15 protein-coding genes and 1 pseudogene are annotated in these 16,328 nt (G+C 73.5%); 7 read left to right on the forward strand and 9 right to left on the reverse strand.

The features are described 5' to 3' along the window. Positions 1-26 precede the first annotated feature (26 nt). The 3 genes from ACIQR3_RS27870 (at position 27) to ACIQR3_RS27880 (ending at position 2,735) form a co-directional block, all read left to right on the forward strand. Positions 27-980, forward strand: a complete 954-nt coding sequence (locus ACIQR3_RS27870; RefSeq protein ID WP_403543387.1) for an ROK family protein — start codon at positions 27-29, stop codon at positions 978-980. 387 nt (positions 981-1,367) lie between these two features. Further along, positions 1,368-1,550: a hypothetical protein gene (locus ACIQR3_RS27875; RefSeq protein ID WP_403543388.1), complete on the forward strand. Its 183-nt coding sequence runs from the start codon at positions 1,368-1,370 to the stop codon at positions 1,548-1,550. A gap of 141 nt (positions 1,551-1,691) precedes the next feature. After that, positions 1,692-2,735 (forward strand): NUDIX domain-containing protein, encoded by a 1,044-nt coding sequence (locus ACIQR3_RS27880; RefSeq protein ID WP_403543389.1) that lies wholly within the window; start codon positions 1,692-1,694, stop codon positions 2,733-2,735. Between the two features lie 135 nt (positions 2,736-2,870). On the opposite strand, the gene ACIQR3_RS27885 is transcribed toward ACIQR3_RS27880, so the two are convergent. Further along, positions 2,871-4,226, reverse strand: a complete 1,356-nt coding sequence (locus tag ACIQR3_RS27885; protein ID WP_403543390.1) for a dipeptidase — start codon at positions 4,224-4,226, stop codon at positions 2,871-2,873. A gap of 217 nt (positions 4,227-4,443) precedes the next feature. Here ACIQR3_RS27885 and ACIQR3_RS27890 point away from each other — a divergent pair, with 217 nt between their 5' ends. The 3 genes from ACIQR3_RS27890 (at position 4,444) to ACIQR3_RS27900 (ending at position 7,459) form a co-directional block, all read left to right on the forward strand. After that, positions 4,444-5,772, forward strand: a complete 1,329-nt coding sequence (locus ACIQR3_RS27890; RefSeq protein WP_403543391.1) for a geranylgeranyl reductase family protein — start codon at positions 4,444-4,446, stop codon at positions 5,770-5,772. A gap of 107 nt (positions 5,773-5,879) precedes the next feature. Further along, entirely contained in the window at positions 5,880-7,109 is a 1,230-nt protein-coding gene (locus tag ACIQR3_RS27895; RefSeq protein WP_403543392.1) for a sensor histidine kinase, read from the forward strand. Continuing rightward, positions 7,106-7,459 (forward strand): response regulator transcription factor, encoded by a 354-nt coding sequence (locus ACIQR3_RS27900; RefSeq protein WP_403543393.1) that lies wholly within the window; start codon positions 7,106-7,108, stop codon positions 7,457-7,459. The genes ACIQR3_RS27895 and ACIQR3_RS27900 overlap by 4 nt, the downstream gene beginning before the upstream one ends. On the opposite strand, the gene ACIQR3_RS27905 is transcribed toward ACIQR3_RS27900, so the two are convergent. From ACIQR3_RS27905 to ACIQR3_RS27915, 3 genes are all read right to left on the reverse strand, one after another. After that, the gene (locus ACIQR3_RS27905; RefSeq protein WP_403543394.1) at positions 7,420-7,704 is read right to left on the reverse strand and encodes a DUF6332 family protein; all 285 of its coding nucleotides are present in this window, start codon (positions 7,702-7,704) and stop codon (positions 7,420-7,422) included. The genes ACIQR3_RS27900 and ACIQR3_RS27905 overlap by 40 nt on opposite strands. A gap of 243 nt (positions 7,705-7,947) precedes the next feature. Next, positions 7,948-8,682: a maleylpyruvate isomerase family mycothiol-dependent enzyme gene (locus tag ACIQR3_RS27910; RefSeq protein WP_403543395.1), complete on the reverse strand. Its 735-nt coding sequence runs from the start codon at positions 8,680-8,682 to the stop codon at positions 7,948-7,950. A 64-nt stretch (positions 8,683-8,746) separates the two neighbouring features. Then, positions 8,747-9,919: an MFS transporter gene (locus tag ACIQR3_RS27915; RefSeq protein WP_403543409.1), complete on the reverse strand. Its 1,173-nt coding sequence runs from the start codon at positions 9,917-9,919 to the stop codon at positions 8,747-8,749. 117 nt (positions 9,920-10,036) lie between these two features. Here ACIQR3_RS27915 and ACIQR3_RS27920 point away from each other — a divergent pair, with 117 nt between their 5' ends. Continuing rightward, entirely contained in the window at positions 10,037-11,278 is a 1,242-nt protein-coding gene (locus ACIQR3_RS27920) for an ROK family protein (protein WP_403543396.1), read from the forward strand. Between the two features lie 48 nt (positions 11,279-11,326). Here the strand turns inward: ACIQR3_RS27920 and ACIQR3_RS27925 are convergent, their stop codons facing one another. The 5 genes and pseudogenes from ACIQR3_RS27925 to ACIQR3_RS27945 all read right to left on the reverse strand — a co-directional run. After that, positions 11,327-12,718, reverse strand: a complete 1,392-nt coding sequence (locus tag ACIQR3_RS27925) for a GH1 family beta-glucosidase (RefSeq protein WP_403543397.1) — start codon at positions 12,716-12,718, stop codon at positions 11,327-11,329. Positions 12,719-12,750: 32 nt separating this feature from the next. Further along, positions 12,751-13,578 (reverse strand): carbohydrate ABC transporter permease, encoded by an 828-nt coding sequence (locus ACIQR3_RS27930; protein ID WP_215165079.1) that lies wholly within the window; start codon positions 13,576-13,578, stop codon positions 12,751-12,753. Positions 13,579-13,583: 5 nt separating this feature from the next. Further along, positions 13,584-14,540 (reverse strand): carbohydrate ABC transporter permease, encoded by a 957-nt coding sequence (locus tag ACIQR3_RS27935; protein ID WP_403543398.1) that lies wholly within the window; start codon positions 14,538-14,540, stop codon positions 13,584-13,586. Positions 14,541-14,551: 11 nt separating this feature from the next. Further along, positions 14,552-15,811, reverse strand: coding sequence for an ABC transporter substrate-binding protein (locus tag ACIQR3_RS27940; protein ID WP_403543399.1), 1,260 nt, complete (start codon positions 15,809-15,811; stop codon positions 14,552-14,554). Between the two features lie 109 nt (positions 15,812-15,920). Next, a pseudogene (locus tag ACIQR3_RS27945) lies at positions 15,921-16,328 on the reverse strand (xylose isomerase); the annotation flags it as partial.

Below are 16,328 nucleotides of genomic sequence, written 5' to 3' on the forward strand. Positions count from 1 at the left end.
AGGGCTGACGGGGAGAACCGACTCTGATGGACACCGACCTCGTGGCCGCACTGGACATCGGAGGCACCAAGATCGCCGGTGCGCTGGTGGACGGTGACGGCCGGATCATGGTGCGCGCCCAGCGCGCCACCCCCGCGCGGGAGAACGGCGACACCGTGATGGGAGCCGTCGAGGAGGTGCTCGGAGAGCTGACGGCGGCGCCGCTGTGGGCGCGCGCCACGGCGGTCGGCATCGGCAGCGCCGGGCCGGTGGACGCGTCGGCCGGCACCGTGAGCCCGGTCAACGTCCCCGGCTGGCGCGCGTATCCGCTGGTGGCCCGGGTCCGCGCCGCCGCGGGCGACCTGCCGGTCGAGCTGATCGGCGACGGGGTGGCGATCACCGCGGCCGAGCACTGGCAGGGCGCCGCCCGCGGCCATGACAACGCGCTGTGCATGGTGGTGTCGACGGGCGTCGGCGGCGGCCTGGTCCTGAACGGACGGCTCCACCCCGGTCCCACCGGCAACGCGGGCCACATCGGCCACATCAGCGTGGATCTCGACGGCGACCCGTGCCCGTGCGGTGCGCGCGGCTGCGTGGAGCGCATCGCGAGCGGCCCCAACATCGCGCGGCGCGCCCTGGAGGGCGGCTGGCGTCCCGGAGCCGACGGCGACACCTCCGCCGCCGCGGTGGCCGCCGCCGCCCGCGACGGCGACCCGGTGGCCGTCGCCTCCTTCGAACGGGCGGCGCGGGCGCTGGCCGCCGGCATCGCGGCCACCGCGACCCTCGTCGAGATCGACATCGCCGTGATCGGCGGCGGCGTGGGCAAGGCGGGCGAGGTCCTCTTCGCGCCGCTGCGCCGGGCCCTGGCCGAGTACGCGACCCTCTCCTTCGTACGGCATCTGACGGTCACACCCGCGCAGATGGGCACGGACGCGGGACTGGTGGGAGCCGCCGCGGCGGCCCTCACCAGGACGCCCGGCGTGTCGGCGGCGGGTGTCTGAGGCGCGCGGCGGGGGTGACGGCGCGGGGTCTCCCGGGGACCGGTGGGTGTGACGGCAGGGAGAGGGCTTCTGGAAAGCGCCGGGTGCGAGGGTGGGGGGCGCTTCGGGGTGGTGGGTGTACGGCGGTTGGCGCTCTGGGGTGTGGCGGGGGTGATGGCGGCCGGTGTTCTGGGGTGTGGCGGGGGTGATGGCGGCCGGTGTTCTGGGGTGTGGCCGGGATGACGGCGGCCGGCGTCCTGGGAAGCGGTGGGCGTGACGCGGCGGGCGTTCGGAGTGCGGGGGCGCGAGCGCGGTCCCGCGCCCGACTCGCGCCCGAGTCGCGCCCGAGTCGCGGCCGGGCGGGAAACCGGCGGGTGACCTCCGGCCGCCCGAGCAGTTGAACCCGGCATGAAGAAGCGCAGCATGCTCGCCATCGCCTCCCTCGCCACCGGCTTCGTGGTCGCGGCCGTCACCCCCTCGCACGGCGTGACCGACCTCCCCGTCGACCCGCGCACCGCCACGGACGCCCTCCGCCACGTCGACATCGGCGAAGGCGTCCTGACCCCGCACGAGGAGACGCCGAAGGACTGACCGGCGCGGAACCGGACCACGCGGCGCCGACGCCCCCGGCCGGGGGCGTCGGCGCCGCTTTCGCAGCTCCTCAACCGAGACTGGTTTCCGTGGCAGGGTGGAGCGGGCAAGCCACAGGGGGCCAACAGAAGAGGGGGACCTGTGACCGTCGTCTGGATCAACGGCGCGTTCGGTGCGGGGAAGACGACCACCGCACGGGAACTGATCGACCTGATCCCGAACAGCACGCTCTTCGACCCGGAGATCATCGGCGGAGCGCTGGCACACCTGCTGCCGCCCAAACGCCTCGCCGAGGCCGGCGACTACCAGGACTTCCCGATCTGGCGGCGTCTCGTCATCGACACGGCGGCCGCGATGCTCGCCGAACTCGGCGGGACGCTGGTGGTCCCCATGACCCTGCTGCGCCAGGAGTACCGGGACGAGATCTTCGGCGGGCTCGCCGCCCGCCGGATCGCCGTGCGGCACATACTGCTCACACCGGCCGAAACGATACTGCGGGAACGAATAGCCCATCGCGAGGTCCCCCCGGACCTGCCCGACGGCGAGATGCGGGTGCGGCAGTGGTCGTACGACCGGATAGAGCCGTACCGGGCCGCGCTCGGCGCCTGGCTGATGGCCGACGCCCACCCGGTCGACAACGGCGGTCTCACCCCGTTCGAGACCGCCGCCCGCATAGCCGACGCGGTCGGTACCGGCACCGCGCCCGTCTGCGAGATCGTGCAGACCCCGGAACCCACCGCCGAGACGATCGCCGCCGGTGTCCTGCTCTTCGACGAACACGACCGGGTGCTGCTGGTCGACCCCACCTACAAGGCGGGCTGGGAGTTCCCGGGCGGGGTCGTCGAACCCGGCGAGGCCCCCGCCCGCGCGGGCGTCCGCGAGGTCGCCGAGGAGACCGGCGTCCACCTCGACGACGTACCGTCCCTGCTGGTCGTCGACTGGGAGCCGCCGCGGCCGCCCGGGTACGGCGGGCTGCGGCTGCTCTTCGACGGCGGACGGCTCTCCTCCGCGGACGCCGGGCGGCTGCTGCTGCCCGGGCCCGAGCTGCGGGGCTGGCGGTTCGTCAGCGAGGAGGAGGCGGCGGGTCTGCTGCCTCCGGTGCGGTACGCGCGGCTGCGGTGGGCCCTTCGGGCGCGGGAGCGGGGGGCCGCGCTGTACCTGGAGGCGGGGGTGCCGGTGGGGTGACGCCTTCGCGGCTGCGGGGGGCGGGGACTGCCGGGTGCCGGGTGCCGGTTTGCCGTGGCTGGGCGCGCCCACGCGGCGGAGCCGCATATCGGCACAACCCCGCGCCCCGTGGCGGCGTTGCCCTCCCGGCAGGAATCAGCTGCCCGCGTAGTTCCGCAGGAACAGCGCCTCCGCCACCGACAGCCGCTCCAGTTCCTCCGGGGACACGCTCTCGTCGACGGCGTGGATGCGGGCCTCCGGCTCGCTCAGGCCGATGAGGAGGATCTCCGCGTCCGGGTAGAGCGCGGCGAGGGTGTTGCACAGCGGGATGGAGCCGCCCTGGCCGGCGTACTGCATGTCCTGGCCCGGGTAGGCCACCGCCATCGCCTCCGCCATGGCCTGGTACGCCGGGCTGGTCGCGTCGGCGCGGAACGGCTGGCCCTGGCCCACCTGTTCCACGGTCACCCGCGCGCCCCACGGCGTGTGCGCCTCCAGGTGGGCCGCGAGCAGCCCGACGGCCTCGGCGGCGTCCGTGCCCGGCGGCACCCTGAGGCTCACCAGCGCCCGCGCGCCCGCCTGCACCGAGGGCGTGGCGCCCACCACCGGCGGGCAGTCGATGCCGAGCACCGTGACGGCCGGACGCGCCCAGATGCGGTCGGCGACCGTGCCGGAACCGATCAGCTCCACGCCGTCGAGCACCTTGGCGTCCGCGCGGAACTGCTCCTCCGCGTACTGGAGCCCGTCCCACGTGCCGTCGCCGGCCAGTCCGTCGACCGTCGTCGAGCCGTCCTCGGCGCGCAGCGAGTCCAGCGTGCGGATCAGCGCCGCCAGCGCGTCGGGGGCCGCGCCACCGAACTGACCGGAGTGCAGGTTGCCTTCGAGGGTGTCGACCGCGACGCGTACGAGCGTCATGCCACGCAGGGTCGTGGTGACCGTCGGCAGTCCGGCCCGGAAGTTGCCCGCGTCGCCGATGACGACGGTGTCCGCGGTCAGCAGGTCCGGGTGCTGCTCGGCGTACCGCTCCAGGCCGCCCGTGCCCTGCTCCTCCGAGCCCTCGGCGATCACCTTGACGTGCACCGGCACACCGCCGTTCGCCTTCAGCGCGCGCAGCGCCAGCAGGTGCATGATGACGCCGCCCTTGCAGTCGGCGCTCCCGCGTCCGTACCAGCGGCCGTCGCGCTCGGTCAGCTCGAACGGCGGAGTGGTCCAGCCGGCCTCGTCCAGCGGGGGCTGCACGTCGTAGTGGGCGTAGAGCAGGACCGTCTTCGCGCCCTCGGGGCCGGGCAGGAAGCCGTACACCGACTGGGTGCCGTCCGGGGTGTCGAGCAGGGCCACGTCCTCGAAGCCCTCGGCGCGCAGCGCGCCGGCTATCCACTCCGCCGCGGCCTCGCTCTCGCTCCTCGGGAACTGCTCGAAGTCGGCCACCGACCGGAAGGCAACCAGTTCGGCGAGTTCGGCCCTCGCCCTCGGCATCAGGGAGGCGACGGTCTCGGCGACCGGATTCGACGACATGGGCACGCTCCTTGTAGGTGCGACGTTGTACTGATGACCACTCCGCTGACTGTTCCGCTTTATGCGGTGTTTGAGAGTGATCGTGCGGTGTGCGCGCGCCCTGGTGTGTGCGGGGCGCATACATTGCCGATCCTCCCACAGTGGCCTGCGGCGATGCCCACCGTAGGATGCGGAAGGACAGGTGCGGCATGCGGTTTGATCGGAGCAGTAGACCATCGTGAGCAGCGAGAACTCTTCGGCGGACGACGCGCGTCAGGTGTGGGACGTCGTCGTGGTGGGCGCGGGACCCGCGGGGGCCTCGGCCGCCTACGCGGCGGCGGTCGCGGGACGGCGCGTGCTGTTGCTGGAGAAGGCGGAACTGCCCCGCTACAAGACCTGTGGCGGCGGCATCATCGGACCCTCGCGCGACTCGCTCCCCCCGGGCTTCGAACTGCCCTTCAAGGACCGCGTGCACGCGGTGACCTTCTCCAACAACGGGCGCTTCACCCGCACCCGCCGCTCCAAGCAGATGCTGTTCGGGCTGATCAACCGGCCCGAGTTCGACCAGCAGCTCGTCGAGCACGCGCAGAAGGCGGGCGCCGAACTGCGTACGGGCGTGACGGTGTCACGGGTCGAGCAGCACGGGTCTGCGGTCCCCGACCGGCGCACGGCCGCCGTCGTGCTCCAGGGCGGTGAGACCGTGCTGGCCCGGGCCGTCGTCGGCGCGGACGGCAGCGCCAGCCGGATAGCCGCCCACGTCGGCGTCAAGGTCGACCAGGTGGATCTGGGACTGGAGGCGGAGATCCCGGTGCCGGATCCGGTCGCCGAGGACTGGAAGGGCCGGGTCCTGATCGACTGGGGCCCGATGCCGGGCAGTTACGGCTGGGTCTTCCCCAAGGGCGACACGCTCACGGTCGGGGTCATCTCGGCCCGCGGCGAGGGCGCGGCGACCAAGCGCTACCTGGAGGACTTCGTCGGCCGGCTGGGGCTGGCCGGGTTCGAGCCGAGCATCTCCTCCGGGCACCTCACCCGCTGCCGTGCCGACGACTCGCCGCTGTCCCGCGGCCGGGTGCTGGTGTGCGGGGACGCGGCCGGGCTCCTGGAGCCGTGGACGCGGGAGGGCATCTCCTTCGCCCTGCGCTCGGGGCGGCTCGCGGGGGAGTGGGCGGTGCGCATCGCCGAGGCGCACGACGCCGTGGACGCCCGCCGCCAGGCCCTGAACTACGCCTTCGCCGTCAAGGCCGGGCTGGGCGTCGAGATGAGCGTCGGCAAGCGGATGCTGGCGGCGTTCGAGCGCCGCCCGGGGATCTTCCACGCCGCCCTGACCGGCTTCCGGCCCGCGTGGAACGCGTTCCGGGACATCACCCGGGGCTCGACGACGCTGGGCGAGCTGGTCCGCAACCACCCCATCGCCCAGCGCGCCCTGACCGGGCTGGGCGACCGGCCGGCGGCCGCCACCGCCGAGGCCGGGGCCGGGGCAGCCGCAGAAACCGAGAAGACCGGACAGGACGGGCCGGCCGGGGAAGCCGGGCCGGCCGGCGGAGCCGAGGAGAAGGCCGGCTCCTGACCCGCGTCCCCTGACCCGGGCCGGGCGTCGGCGTACTTCCCCGGGAGCAGATGTGACCGCTCCGCGCGGGTGACGCCGGCTGGGCGCCGGCGTCCAGCGTGGCCGTCATGGAGGGACAGCGCGAGCGCGGGGCCGGACCGCGGCGGTGGTGGCGGTACGGGCCCCCGGAAGGGCACCGCCCTCGCAGCGGTCGGTGGCCGTGGCGGTCCACCGCGCCGCTCACGGCGTTCGTCCTGCTCGGCTCGGACTTCGCGGCTCACGCCCAGGAGGGCGAACGGGCCGCGCTCGACCCCTTCGCCCGCGTGCTGCTCGTGGTGGCCTGCGCCCTGCTGCTGGGGCGGCGGCGGTGTCCGGTGGCCGTCGCCTTCGGCACGGCGGCCACCGTGCTGATCTACCTGGGAGCCGGCCACCCCTACGGGCCGGTGCTCCTCACCGTCGCCGTGGCCTGCTTCAGCGCCGTCGTCGCCGGGCACCGCCGGGCCGCGTGGACGGCGGTCGCGGTGCTGTGGGCCGGGCACGTGCTGATGGCGCACTGGCAGTACCGGTGGCTGCCGCCGGCCGGGGACGGCGCCGCCCCCTGGGGGCAGGAGGCCGTGGTCGCCACCTGGGCGGTGGCCGTCGTGGCCCTGTCGGAGCCGGCCCGGACCCGACGGGAGCAGTGGGCGCGGGAACGGGCCGAGCGGGCCCGGGCGGCCCGGCGCCGCGCCGACGAGGAGCGGCTGCGGATCGCCCGCGAACTGCACGACGTCCTCGCCCACAGCATCTCCGTCATCAACGTGCAGGCGGGCGTCGGCCTCGCCCTCCTCGACACCGACCCCGAGCAGGCGCGCACGGCCCTCACCACCATCAAGGCCAAGAGCACGGAGGCGCTCGGCGAGGTGCGCCAGGTCCTCGACAGCCTCCGGGCCCCCGGCGCGGCGCCGCGCGCCCTGGCCCCCGGCCTCTCCGGCCTGCCCGAACTGGTCCGCGAGGCAGCGGGCGCGGGCCTCACGGTTGGCGTGGAAGGAGAGCCTCCGCCGTTGCCGTCCGCCACCGACCTGGCCGCCTTCCGCGTCGTCCAGGAGGCCCTCACCCACGTCGTACGCCACTCCGGATCCGGGCACGCGCGCGTGTGCCTCGGCCGGGACGGAACCGTCCTGCGGCTGCGGATCGACGACGACGGGCCCGCGACCGGCGCCGACGCGGGCGGCGGCGGCAACGGACTGGCCGGGATGCGGGAGCGCGCGGCGGCGCTCGGCGGCACCATCGAGGCGGGGCCGCGCCCCGACGGCGGCTTCCGGGTGCTCGCCTGTCTGCCGCTGGCACCCGGGGACACCGACACGGAGGAAGACCGGTGATCCGCGTCCTGCTCGCCGACGACCAGTCACTGGTCCGGGCCGGTTTCCGCGCGCTGCTCGACGCCCAGCCCGACATCGAGGTGGCCGGGGAGAGCGCCGACGGCGAGGCGGCGGTGCGCGCGGTGCGCGAACTGCGGCCCGACGTCGTCCTGATGGACATCCGGATGCCCGTGCTCGACGGGCTGGCCGCGACCCGCCGGGTGACCGGGGACCCCCGGCTCGGAGAGGTCAAGGTGGTCATGCTGACCCGCGTCAGCCGCACCATGGTGAAGCTGGGCGCGCGGGACCGGGCGCAACTGGTGGTGTCGGCCTACGAGTCGGGGCTCGTCCGGCCGGGGTGGCTGGGCTGATCCGCCCGCTGGAAGCGGAGCAGCACACTCACCACCCGCACGGCGAAGACCGCCACGGCCACCGCCACGCCCCCGCCGACCAGTACACGGCGCGCCCCGGCCGACAGCTCGAAGACGTACGCCGGTCCCGCCACCGCCCCGAACAGCACGGCCGCCGCGAACGCCGCGCTGAACAGCGCGTACCCGATCTCGACGGTGACGGCGTCCCGTTCGGCCTGGCTGCGCCGTGCTCCCTGACTGGTCATACCGGGAGTCTCACAGGTGTCCTCCGGCCGGACAAGCCGGTACGGCAGGCCCCGGCCGGGTGCGCCTCCTCGGCCCGGCCGCCTCGGCCCACGGCCAGCCCTCCTCGGCCCGGCCTCCTCGGCCCACGGCCAGCCCTCCTCGGCCCGGCCTCCTCGGCCCACGTCCAGCCCTCCTCGGCCCGGCCTCCTCGGCCCACGTCCAGCCCTCCTCGGCCCGGCCGCCTCGGCCCACGGCCAGCCTCCTCAGCCCACGCCCGACGTCCGCCGCCACAGCTCGGCGAGGGAGGCGTCGCCGGTGACCTCCGGGAAGGGCTGCCGGTTCCACAGCGCGAGGTACAACCGGTCGGCCGGACCGGTGATCTCGCACTCGGGGTCCCCGGCGTCGCCGCGCTCGGTGACGGGCGGCTCCCGCGTCACCCGTACCGTCCACACCGCGTCGGCCACGTCGGTCGCCCGGACCCGCAGGACGCGGGGTGTCTCGCTGCGGACCCGGCTCTTGGCGCGGCCGTGCATGCCGCCCAGCAGTTCGTCGATGCCGTCCGCGGCGAACTCCGCGTCGAGCGCGGAGGGGACGCCGCCGGCGGCGGACTCGGCGTCGAACCGGTGCACGGCGGTCTCGTGGGCCTGCCGCCGGGCCCAGAACGCCAGCGGGGTCGGCGCGGGCAGGAACTGCCAGCAGCGGACGTCCGGCGGCGCGGTGGTGAGCGTGTCGACCAGTCGCCGGTGGCTCGCGCGGTACCAGTCCGTGAGCGCGGTGCCGTCCAGGTCCGGCGGATCGCCCATCGGGCGGGGCGAGGTCTGCCGCCGGGCGACGAACGACGCCGCCCAGCGGTGCACCACCCCGGTGTGTCCGACCAGGTCCCGTACGCGCCAGCCGGGGCAGTGCGGCACCTCGGCGTCGCTCCCGGCCGCGTCGGCGGCCGAGGCCAGCAGCCGGCCCTCGCGGTCCAGGAACTCGATGAATCGCGCAGTCTCCATGAGCGGTGAGTCTGTCGGACGGACTCATCCGAGGGGAACGGGTTTTCGGTGACCGAGACGGCCCTCAGCCCGGCGCCATCACCCGCCGGTTGCAGACCGCGACCACCACCGCCACCCCGGCCAGCACCGCGACGCTGGTGAGCGCGGCCGGCAGGGAGAACCAGTCGGCCATGAAACCGATCGCGGGCGGCCCGAGGAGCATGCCGCCGTAGCCGAGCGTGGAGGCGGTCGCGACACCGCCGGGACCGCCCAGCGCTCCGGCCCGCTCCACCGCCACCGGGAAGATGTTGGCGAGCCCCAGGCCGGTGACCGCGAACCCGAACAGCGCCGCCCACACCGAGGGGGCCAGCGAGCCGAGCAGCATGCCGGCCACGGCGACGGCGCCGCCGGCCACCACGGTCGGGGTCCGGCCCAGGCGCTCCAGCAGGGCCGTACCGGTCAGCCTGCCCACCGTCATGGCCAGCGCGAAGCACGAGTACCCCACCGCGGCGACGCCCGGCGAGGCGTCGAGGTCCTGCTCCAGGTGCAGGGCGCCCCAGTCGGCCATGGCGCCCTCGCCGTAGGAACTGCACAGGGCGATCAGCCCGAAGGTGACGACGAGACGGCGGGTCCGGGCGTCCGCCCTGCGCGGGGCCGCGTCGCTCCGGGGTGACCGGTCCGGCGGCACGAGCGGCGCGCAGCGCAGCAGGACGCGCCCGGCGACCAGGGTGACGAGCAGGCCGACGACGGTGAGGCCGAGCAGGTGCCACAGCGGGGACAGCGACCCGGCGACCAGCCCGCCGAGCCCCGCGCCGACCATGCCGCCCAGACTGAACGCGGCGTGGAAACTGGGCATGATCGGCCGGCGCAGCACGTTGACCAGATCGACGGCGGCGCTGTTGAAGGCGACGTTGATCCCGCCGTAGGCGCTGCCGAACACGAGGAGTACGGCGCCCAGGGCGAGCGCGGAGTGGGTGAGCGGGGGCAGGGCGACGCTGAGGCACAGCAGGACGGCGCAGACCACGGTGACCGGATGGCTGCCGTAGCGGCGGCAGAGCCGTCCGGTCAGGGTCATGGTGACGACGGCGCCGGCGGACACCCCGAGCAGGGCCAGCCCCAGGGCGCTGGCGGAGGCGCCGGTCTGCTCCTTGATGGCGGGGATGCGCACCACCCAGCCGGCGAAGACGAAGCCGTCGAGGGCGAAGAAGACTGTGAGGACGATCCGGAGACGGGTGAGGTCGGTGCGGGGGCCCGGCACGTCGTTGTGCGAACGGGTTTTGTTTATCGGCGGCACAAAATGAGAGTAGGAGCACCCCCCGGACCGGGCAAGGGGCCCGTCCCGGCCCCTCCCGCGTCGCATACGCTCGACAGCACGATGATGAACAACCTGACCCCCCTGGAGCCGAAGGCCGACAAGGCCACGGTCAGACGGCACAACCTCAGTCTGGTCCTGAGGGCCGTGCACGACGCGGGGGAGGCGACCAGAGCCGGGGTCGCCACGCATGTCGGACTGACCCGGGCGGCGGTGTCCTCCCTGGTCGAGCAGTTGCTGGAGTACGGCTTCGTCACCGAGTGGGGCAAGACCAGCAGCGGCCAGGTGGGCCGGCCCGGCACCGTCCTCAAGGTGTCCAGGACCGGTCCGGCGGGCCTCGGCGTCGAGATCAACATCGACTTCATCACCGTCTGCGTCGTCGACCTCGCCGGCACCGACCGGGTGCGGCTGGTGGAACACGTCGACAACCGGGGTGTCCAGCCCTCCGAGGTACTGGCCCGCGCCGCCCGGCTCGCGGCCCGCGCCATCGGCTCGGCGGCCGAGCAGGACCTCACGCCGGCCGGCGTCCATGTCGCGCTGCCCGGCCTGGTCACCGGGGGCAGCGTGCGCCAGGCCCCCAACCTGGGCTGGCAGCGGGTGGCCGTCGAGGGCCTGTTCGCCCAGGCGCTGCTCGCCCTGCGCCCCGCCCAGCGCGCCCTGCCGGTCAGCTCCGACAACGAGGCCAACGCCGCCGCCCTGGCCGAGCTGTGGTTCGGCGCCGGCACCGAGGGGGTGCGCAGCTTCCTCTATCTGACCGGCGAGATCGGCATCGGCGGCGCCCTGGTCCTGCGCGGCGAACTGCTGCGCGGCGCGCACGGCTTCGCCGGGGAGATCGGGCACATGGTGGTCGACCCGGACGGCCCGCTGTGCCGGTGCGGGGCGCGCGGCTGCCTGGAGCAGTACGCCGGCCAGGGCGCCCTGCTCACGGCCGCCGGCCTCGACGCGGACACGGGCGTGCGGGGCGTCGCGGAGCTGGGGCGCCGTGCCCGGCGGGGTGACCCGGACGCGTGCTCCGCGATCGAGCGGGCGGGGCGGCAGCTCGGCGTGGTGGTGTCCGGGGCGGTCAACCTCTTCGACCCCGAGGCGGTGATGCTCGGCGGTGTCTACCGGGAGCTGAGCGACTGGCTGGCCCCGGCCGTCGACCGGGAACTGGCGCTGCGGGTGGTCTCCGGGCTGTGGACCGAGGACGGCAAGCGGCTGCGGGCCGCCTCCTCCCTCGGGGACGCGGCCCGGGGCGCCGCCGGGGTGATCGTCCGCGAGGTGCTGGAGGACCCGGCGGCGTACGCGGAACGCGGCGGAGCATGAGAAAGGGGGCCGCCCCGCCGGGCGGCCCCCTCGGTCACCTCGGTCGCCTCACCGCCGGTGGGCGGCGATCAGCTCCTGGTAGAAGCGGTAGCTGTCCTTCGGCGTGCGCTCCTGCGTCGCGTAGTCGACCCGGACGATCCCGAACCGCTTGTCGTAGCCGAACGCCCACTCGAAGTTGTCGAGGAGCGACCAGACGTAGTAGCCGCGGACGTCCACGCCCGCGTCCATCGCCGCCTTCAGCGCGGTCAGATGACCCCGCAGGTACTCCACCCGGTCGGTGTCGTGCACCGCGCCGTCCTCGGCGACCACGTCGTCCTCCGCCGAGCCGTTCTCGGTGATGTGGACCGGCGGCAGCGCGTCCCCGTACTGCTTCTTCAGCTGCACCAGCAGGTCGGTGAACGACTCCGGAACCACCGGCCAGTTCATCGAGGTGTGCCGGACGCCGGGCAGCCTGACCTCCTCGTACCGGTTGTCGGTCGCCACCCGTGCCGCCGGGTCGGGCTCGCGGTGCGGGGCGTCGGCGACCACGATCGGCCGGTAGTAGTTGATGCCGAGGAAGTCCAGCGGCTGGGAGATCAGCTCCAGGTCGCCGTCCTGCCGGAAGTCCGCCCCGGTGATCAGCTCGCCCCAGGTCTCCTCCTCGGTGGCCGGGTAGCGGCCGGCGAGGATCGGCTCGGTCCACACCAGGTTGTGCTGGGTGTCCGCGCGGACCACCGCCGCCAGGTCGGCGGGGGAGTCGGTGGCGGGCAGGTTGCGGTCCAGGTTGAGGGTGATGCCGACCTCGCGCACCCCGGCCGCGCGCAGCGCCTCGACTGCCAGGCCGTGCCCCACCAGCAGATGGTGCGCGGCGGCCAGCGCGCCCCGGCCCTCCTTGGCGCCGGGCGCGTGCCGCCCGATGGAGTAGCCGAGGAAGGCGCTGCACCACGGCTCGTTCAGCGTGATCCAGCGCGGCACCCGGTCGCCCAGGTGCTCGGCGACCACGGCCGTGTACTCGGCGAACCGCTCCGCCGTCTCCCGCACCCGCCAGCCGCCCCGGTCCTCCAGAGCCTGCGGCAGGTCCCAGTGGTAGAGGGTGGCGGCCGGCTCGATGCCCGCCTCCAGCAGCTCGTCGACCAGCCGCGAGTAGAAGTCCAGCCCCTTGGCGTTGACCGGACCGCCGCCGTCCGGCACGATCCGCGGCCAGGCGATGGAGAACCGGTACGAGTCCACGCCCAGCTCGCGCAGCAGCGCCACGTCCTCGGGGTAGCGGTGGTAGTGGTCGCAGGCCACGTCACCGGTGTCGCCGTTCGCCGTCAGACCGGGGGTGTGGCTGTAGGTGTCCCAGATCGACGGACCGCGGCCGTCCTCGCGCGCCGCGCCCTCGATCTGGTACGAGGCGGTCGCGGCACCGAAGACGAAGCCGGACGGGAAGCGAGGGGAGCCACTCGTGTGATCGGTCATGCCTGCGGAACCCGTTTCCTTCGGTGTGGATGTCACTTGACGGAACCCCCGGTGATACCGGCGGCGATGTACTTCTGGGCGAGGACGAGCAGGATCGCCGCCGGGACCGCCGACAGCACGGACGCGGCCATCACCGAACCCCAGTCACCGACGTGCGCGCCGATGTACTGGTAGATGCCGAGGGTGACCGGCTTGACCTCGTCGGTGGTGTTCAGGGTGAGCGCGAACATGAAGTCGCTCCACGAGAACAGGAACGCGAACAGCCCCGAGGTGATCAGCGAGTTCCGGCTCATCGGCAGCACGACCTTGACGAACGTCCGCACCGGTCCGGCCCCGTCGATCTGCGCCGCCTCGATCACCTCGCCCGGGATCGACACCATGAAGGAGCGCATCAGCACGATGGAGAACGGGATGCCCAGCGAGGCGTCCGCCAGCATCAGCCCGAAGTAGGAGTTGACCAGGCCCAGGTCGACGTACGAGTTGTAGAGCGCGTTGGCGATGACGATGCCCGGCACCATCTGGGTGATCAGCGTGCCGAAGACGATGGTCTTCGAGCCGCGCAGCCCGAACCGGGCCAGTCCGTAGGCGGCCGGTGCGGCGATCGCCAGGCAGATGACGACCGCGCCGAACGAGACGACCAGCGAGGTCACCAGGTGGCCGCCCTGGTCGGTGATGGCCTTGGAGAAGCCGGACAGGTCCAGGCTGCCCGGCACCGGGTCGACCTTGAGCAGGCCCGACTCGGGCTGGAGCGCGGTGTTGAGCATCCAGTACAGCGGGAAGAGCATCACGCACAGGATCAGCACACCGGCGACGGTGGAGCCCCAGCGGCGCCTTGGTGCCGTGGTGGTCTGCGAGGCCATGGACGTCACTTCCCCTCGGTGCGGTTGGCCCGCAGGTAGAACACCGCGAACACCGCGGAGATCAGGATGAGTACGTTGCCGACGACCGCGCCCGCTCCGAAGTCCAGCTGGACGAAGGAGTTCTGGTAGGTGAGCGTGCCCAGGGTCTGGGTGGCGTCGGCCGGTCCGCCGTCGGTGAGGGCGAGGATCAGGTCGAGGATCTTGACCGTCGACATGAAGCCGAGGACGAGCACGACGGTGACCACCGGCTTGAGCATCGGCAGGGTGACGGAGCGGAACGTGCGCCACGCGGAGGCGCCGTCCAGGGCGGCCGCCTCGTGCAGTTCCTTCGGGATCTCCTGGAGACCGCCGTACAGGATGACCATGTTGAACGGGATGCCGATCCAGATGTTGACCAGGATCACGGAGAGCAGGGCCATGTCCGGCCTGGTCAGCCAGGGGGTGTGGCCGCTGCCCAGGCCGACGGTGTCCAGGAAGGTGTTCAGGACGCCGGTGTCCTGGTCGAGGATGCGGCGCCACACCACGCCGGACACCACCATGGGCACCAGCCACGGCAGCAGGATCAGGGAGCGCAGGACGCCATTGAGGGGGAACCGGCGGTTGAAGAACACGGCCAGCGCCAGGCCGATGCCGAACTGGCCCACCAGTGAGCCGGCCGTGAACACCAGGGTGTGCCACAGGGCCTTGCCGAACAGGGCGTCCTGGAAGACGTTCGACCAGTTGTCGGTGCCGTTGAACGGGGACTCGCCGGTGAAGAAGGTCTTCGGCGTGTAGTCCTGGAAGCTCATCACGACGTTGCGGACGAGCGGGTAGCCGAAGAACAGCAGCATGAAGACGACGGCGGGGGCGACGAACCCCCACTGGGTGAGCCGGCGCCGGCGCCTGAGCCGGTCCGGGTCGGGAGCGGTGGCCGTCTTCGGCTCTCCGGCGGCCGGCGTCGCGGTGACGGTGGAGGTGGTCATGGTCACGTTCCTCAGTTCCCGCTCGTGGCCCGCTGCTGGGCGCGCTTCAGTGCGGCCTCGCTGGACTGGCCGGTCAGGGCGGACTGGAAGGCGCTCTGCAGGGCGAGCGACACGCTCGACCAGCCCGCGCCGAGCTTGGCGGTACGCGACCGGGCCGCGGCCACCTGGTCGGCGAGCGCGTCCAGCTCCGGCACCCTCTCCCGCCACACGGCGGCGGCCTTGGCGTTGGCCGGGACCATCCAGCTGTTGAGCGCGTACGTCAGCTGTTCCTTCTGGCTGGAGAGACAGGCGACGATCTTACCGGCCGTCTTCTCCCGCTGCTCGTCGCCGGTGTTGGGCACGGTGAGGATGGCCCCGCCGAGCGGACCGACCGAGTCGTCACCGGCCTCGGGCACCGGTATCTGGGCGATCTCCCAGTGCAGCGACTTGTCCGTGTTCAGGGTCTCCACCTGCCACGGGCCGTTGATCATCATCGCCGCGTTGCCGGCCATGAACTGGTCGTTGACGTCCGCCTGGGTCCAGTTGACCGTCGACTTCGACAGCGAACCGTCCGCCAGCAGCGCCTTCCAGTAGTCCAGCGCCTCGGCGACCTGCGGGCTGTCCAGCTCCGCCTCGTCGCCGCCGTTGGACCACATGAACGGCATGAACTGGAAGACGCCGTCCTCCGCGCCGCCCGCGCTGAGCGCCAGCCCGTACCGCTTGCCCTCGGTGAGCTTCTTCGCCGCCGCGCGCAGTTCGTCCCACGTCTCGGGGACCTCGACGCCGGCCTGGTCGAGCATGTCCTTGTTGTAGAAGAGCGCGAGGGTGTTCACGGAGCGGGCGGCGCCGTAGTAGGTCCCCTTGTAGGAGCCGAAGTTGACGATGCCCTCGGGGATGTCCCGGGTGCTCAGGCCGAGGGTCTCGAGGTCGACCAGGCCGCCCGCGTCGGCGAACGTCGGCATCTCGGACGCGTCGAACTGGACGACGTCCGGCAGCGACTTGGAGGACGCCATGCGCAGCGCCTTGGTCATGACCTGGGCTGCGGGGACGCTCTGCTGCTCGATGGTGACGCCCAGCTGCTTGCCGCAGCGGGCCATCGCCTCGGCGTCCCAGCGGTGGTAGGACTCGTCGGTCGAGGAGTTCATCACGGTGTACACATCGGGGTCGCGTTGCTGTCCGCAGCCGGTCAGCGCCGCCCCGGCGACCAGGACGGAGACGGCGGCGAGCGGGGCTGCGGCTCTGCGTGAGCGACGGCGCCGGCGAGGTCCGGCGGCCGGAGGGTGTGCTGTCACGGTGGGTGCCCTTGGGTGCGAGGGGGTGCCGGCCCGCCCGCGCGACCACGGCGTCACGGGGCGGATGGGAGGAGGTCCGCGGGCACCGGCCGACCCGCGGACCGGGGGGTCAGCCCCGGGTGCCGAGGAGGTGGTCCATGGCGAGCTGGTCGAGGTGTTCGAAGGCCATGCCGCGGGCGGCGGCGGCTTCCGCGTCGAAGGTCTCGTAGGCGGTGGGGTCGGCCAGCAGGGCGGCCAGGCCGTCCTCGGCGGTGGGCCGGGCCAGCTGGTCCAGCCGGGACGCGGCGAGGGCTTCCCGCACCTCCGGGTCGGCACGGAACGCGGCGGCCCGCTCCTTCAGGATCAGGTAGTTGCGCATGCAGCCCGCCGCCGACGCCCACACCCCGTCGATGTCCTCGGTCCGGGGCGGCTTGAAGTCGAAGTGCCGGCACCCCTGGTACCCGGCCGTCTCCAACAGGTCCACCAGCCAGAACGCGGAGCGCAGATCCCCCGCCCCGAACCGCAGGTCCTGGTCGTA

Origin of the sequence: Streptomyces sp. NPDC090994, assembly GCF_044768905.1 — a bacterium.
Taxonomy (GTDB): Bacteria; Actinomycetota; Actinomycetes; order Streptomycetales; family Streptomycetaceae; genus Streptomyces.

Coding starts and splice junctions, on each gene's coding strand:
- ACIQR3_RS27870 (WP_403543387.1), top strand. CDS start 27: ATGGACACCGACCTCGTGGCCGCACTGGACATCGGAGGCACCAAGATC.
- ACIQR3_RS27875 (WP_403543388.1), top strand. CDS start 1,368: ATGAAGAAGCGCAGCATGCTCGCCATCGCCTCCCTCGCCACCGGCTTC.
- ACIQR3_RS27885 (WP_403543390.1), bottom strand. CDS start 4,226: ATGTCGTCGAATCCGGTCGCCGAGACCGTCGCCTCCCTGATGCCGAGG.
- ACIQR3_RS27895 (WP_403543392.1), top strand. CDS start 5,880: ATGGAGGGACAGCGCGAGCGCGGGGCCGGACCGCGGCGGTGGTGGCGG.
- ACIQR3_RS27905 (WP_403543394.1), bottom strand. CDS start 7,704: ATGACCAGTCAGGGAGCACGGCGCAGCCAGGCCGAACGGGACGCCGTC.
- ACIQR3_RS27910 (WP_403543395.1), bottom strand. CDS start 8,682: ATGGAGACTGCGCGATTCATCGAGTTCCTGGACCGCGAGGGCCGGCTG.
- ACIQR3_RS27920 (WP_403543396.1), top strand. CDS start 10,037: ATGATGAACAACCTGACCCCCCTGGAGCCGAAGGCCGACAAGGCCACG.
- ACIQR3_RS27925 (WP_403543397.1), bottom strand. CDS start 12,718: ATGACCGATCACACGAGTGGCTCCCCTCGCTTCCCGTCCGGCTTCGTC.
- ACIQR3_RS27930 (WP_215165079.1), bottom strand. CDS start 13,578: ATGGCCTCGCAGACCACCACGGCACCAAGGCGCCGCTGGGGCTCCACC.
- ACIQR3_RS27935 (WP_403543398.1), bottom strand. CDS start 14,540: ATGACCACCTCCACCGTCACCGCGACGCCGGCCGCCGGAGAGCCGAAG.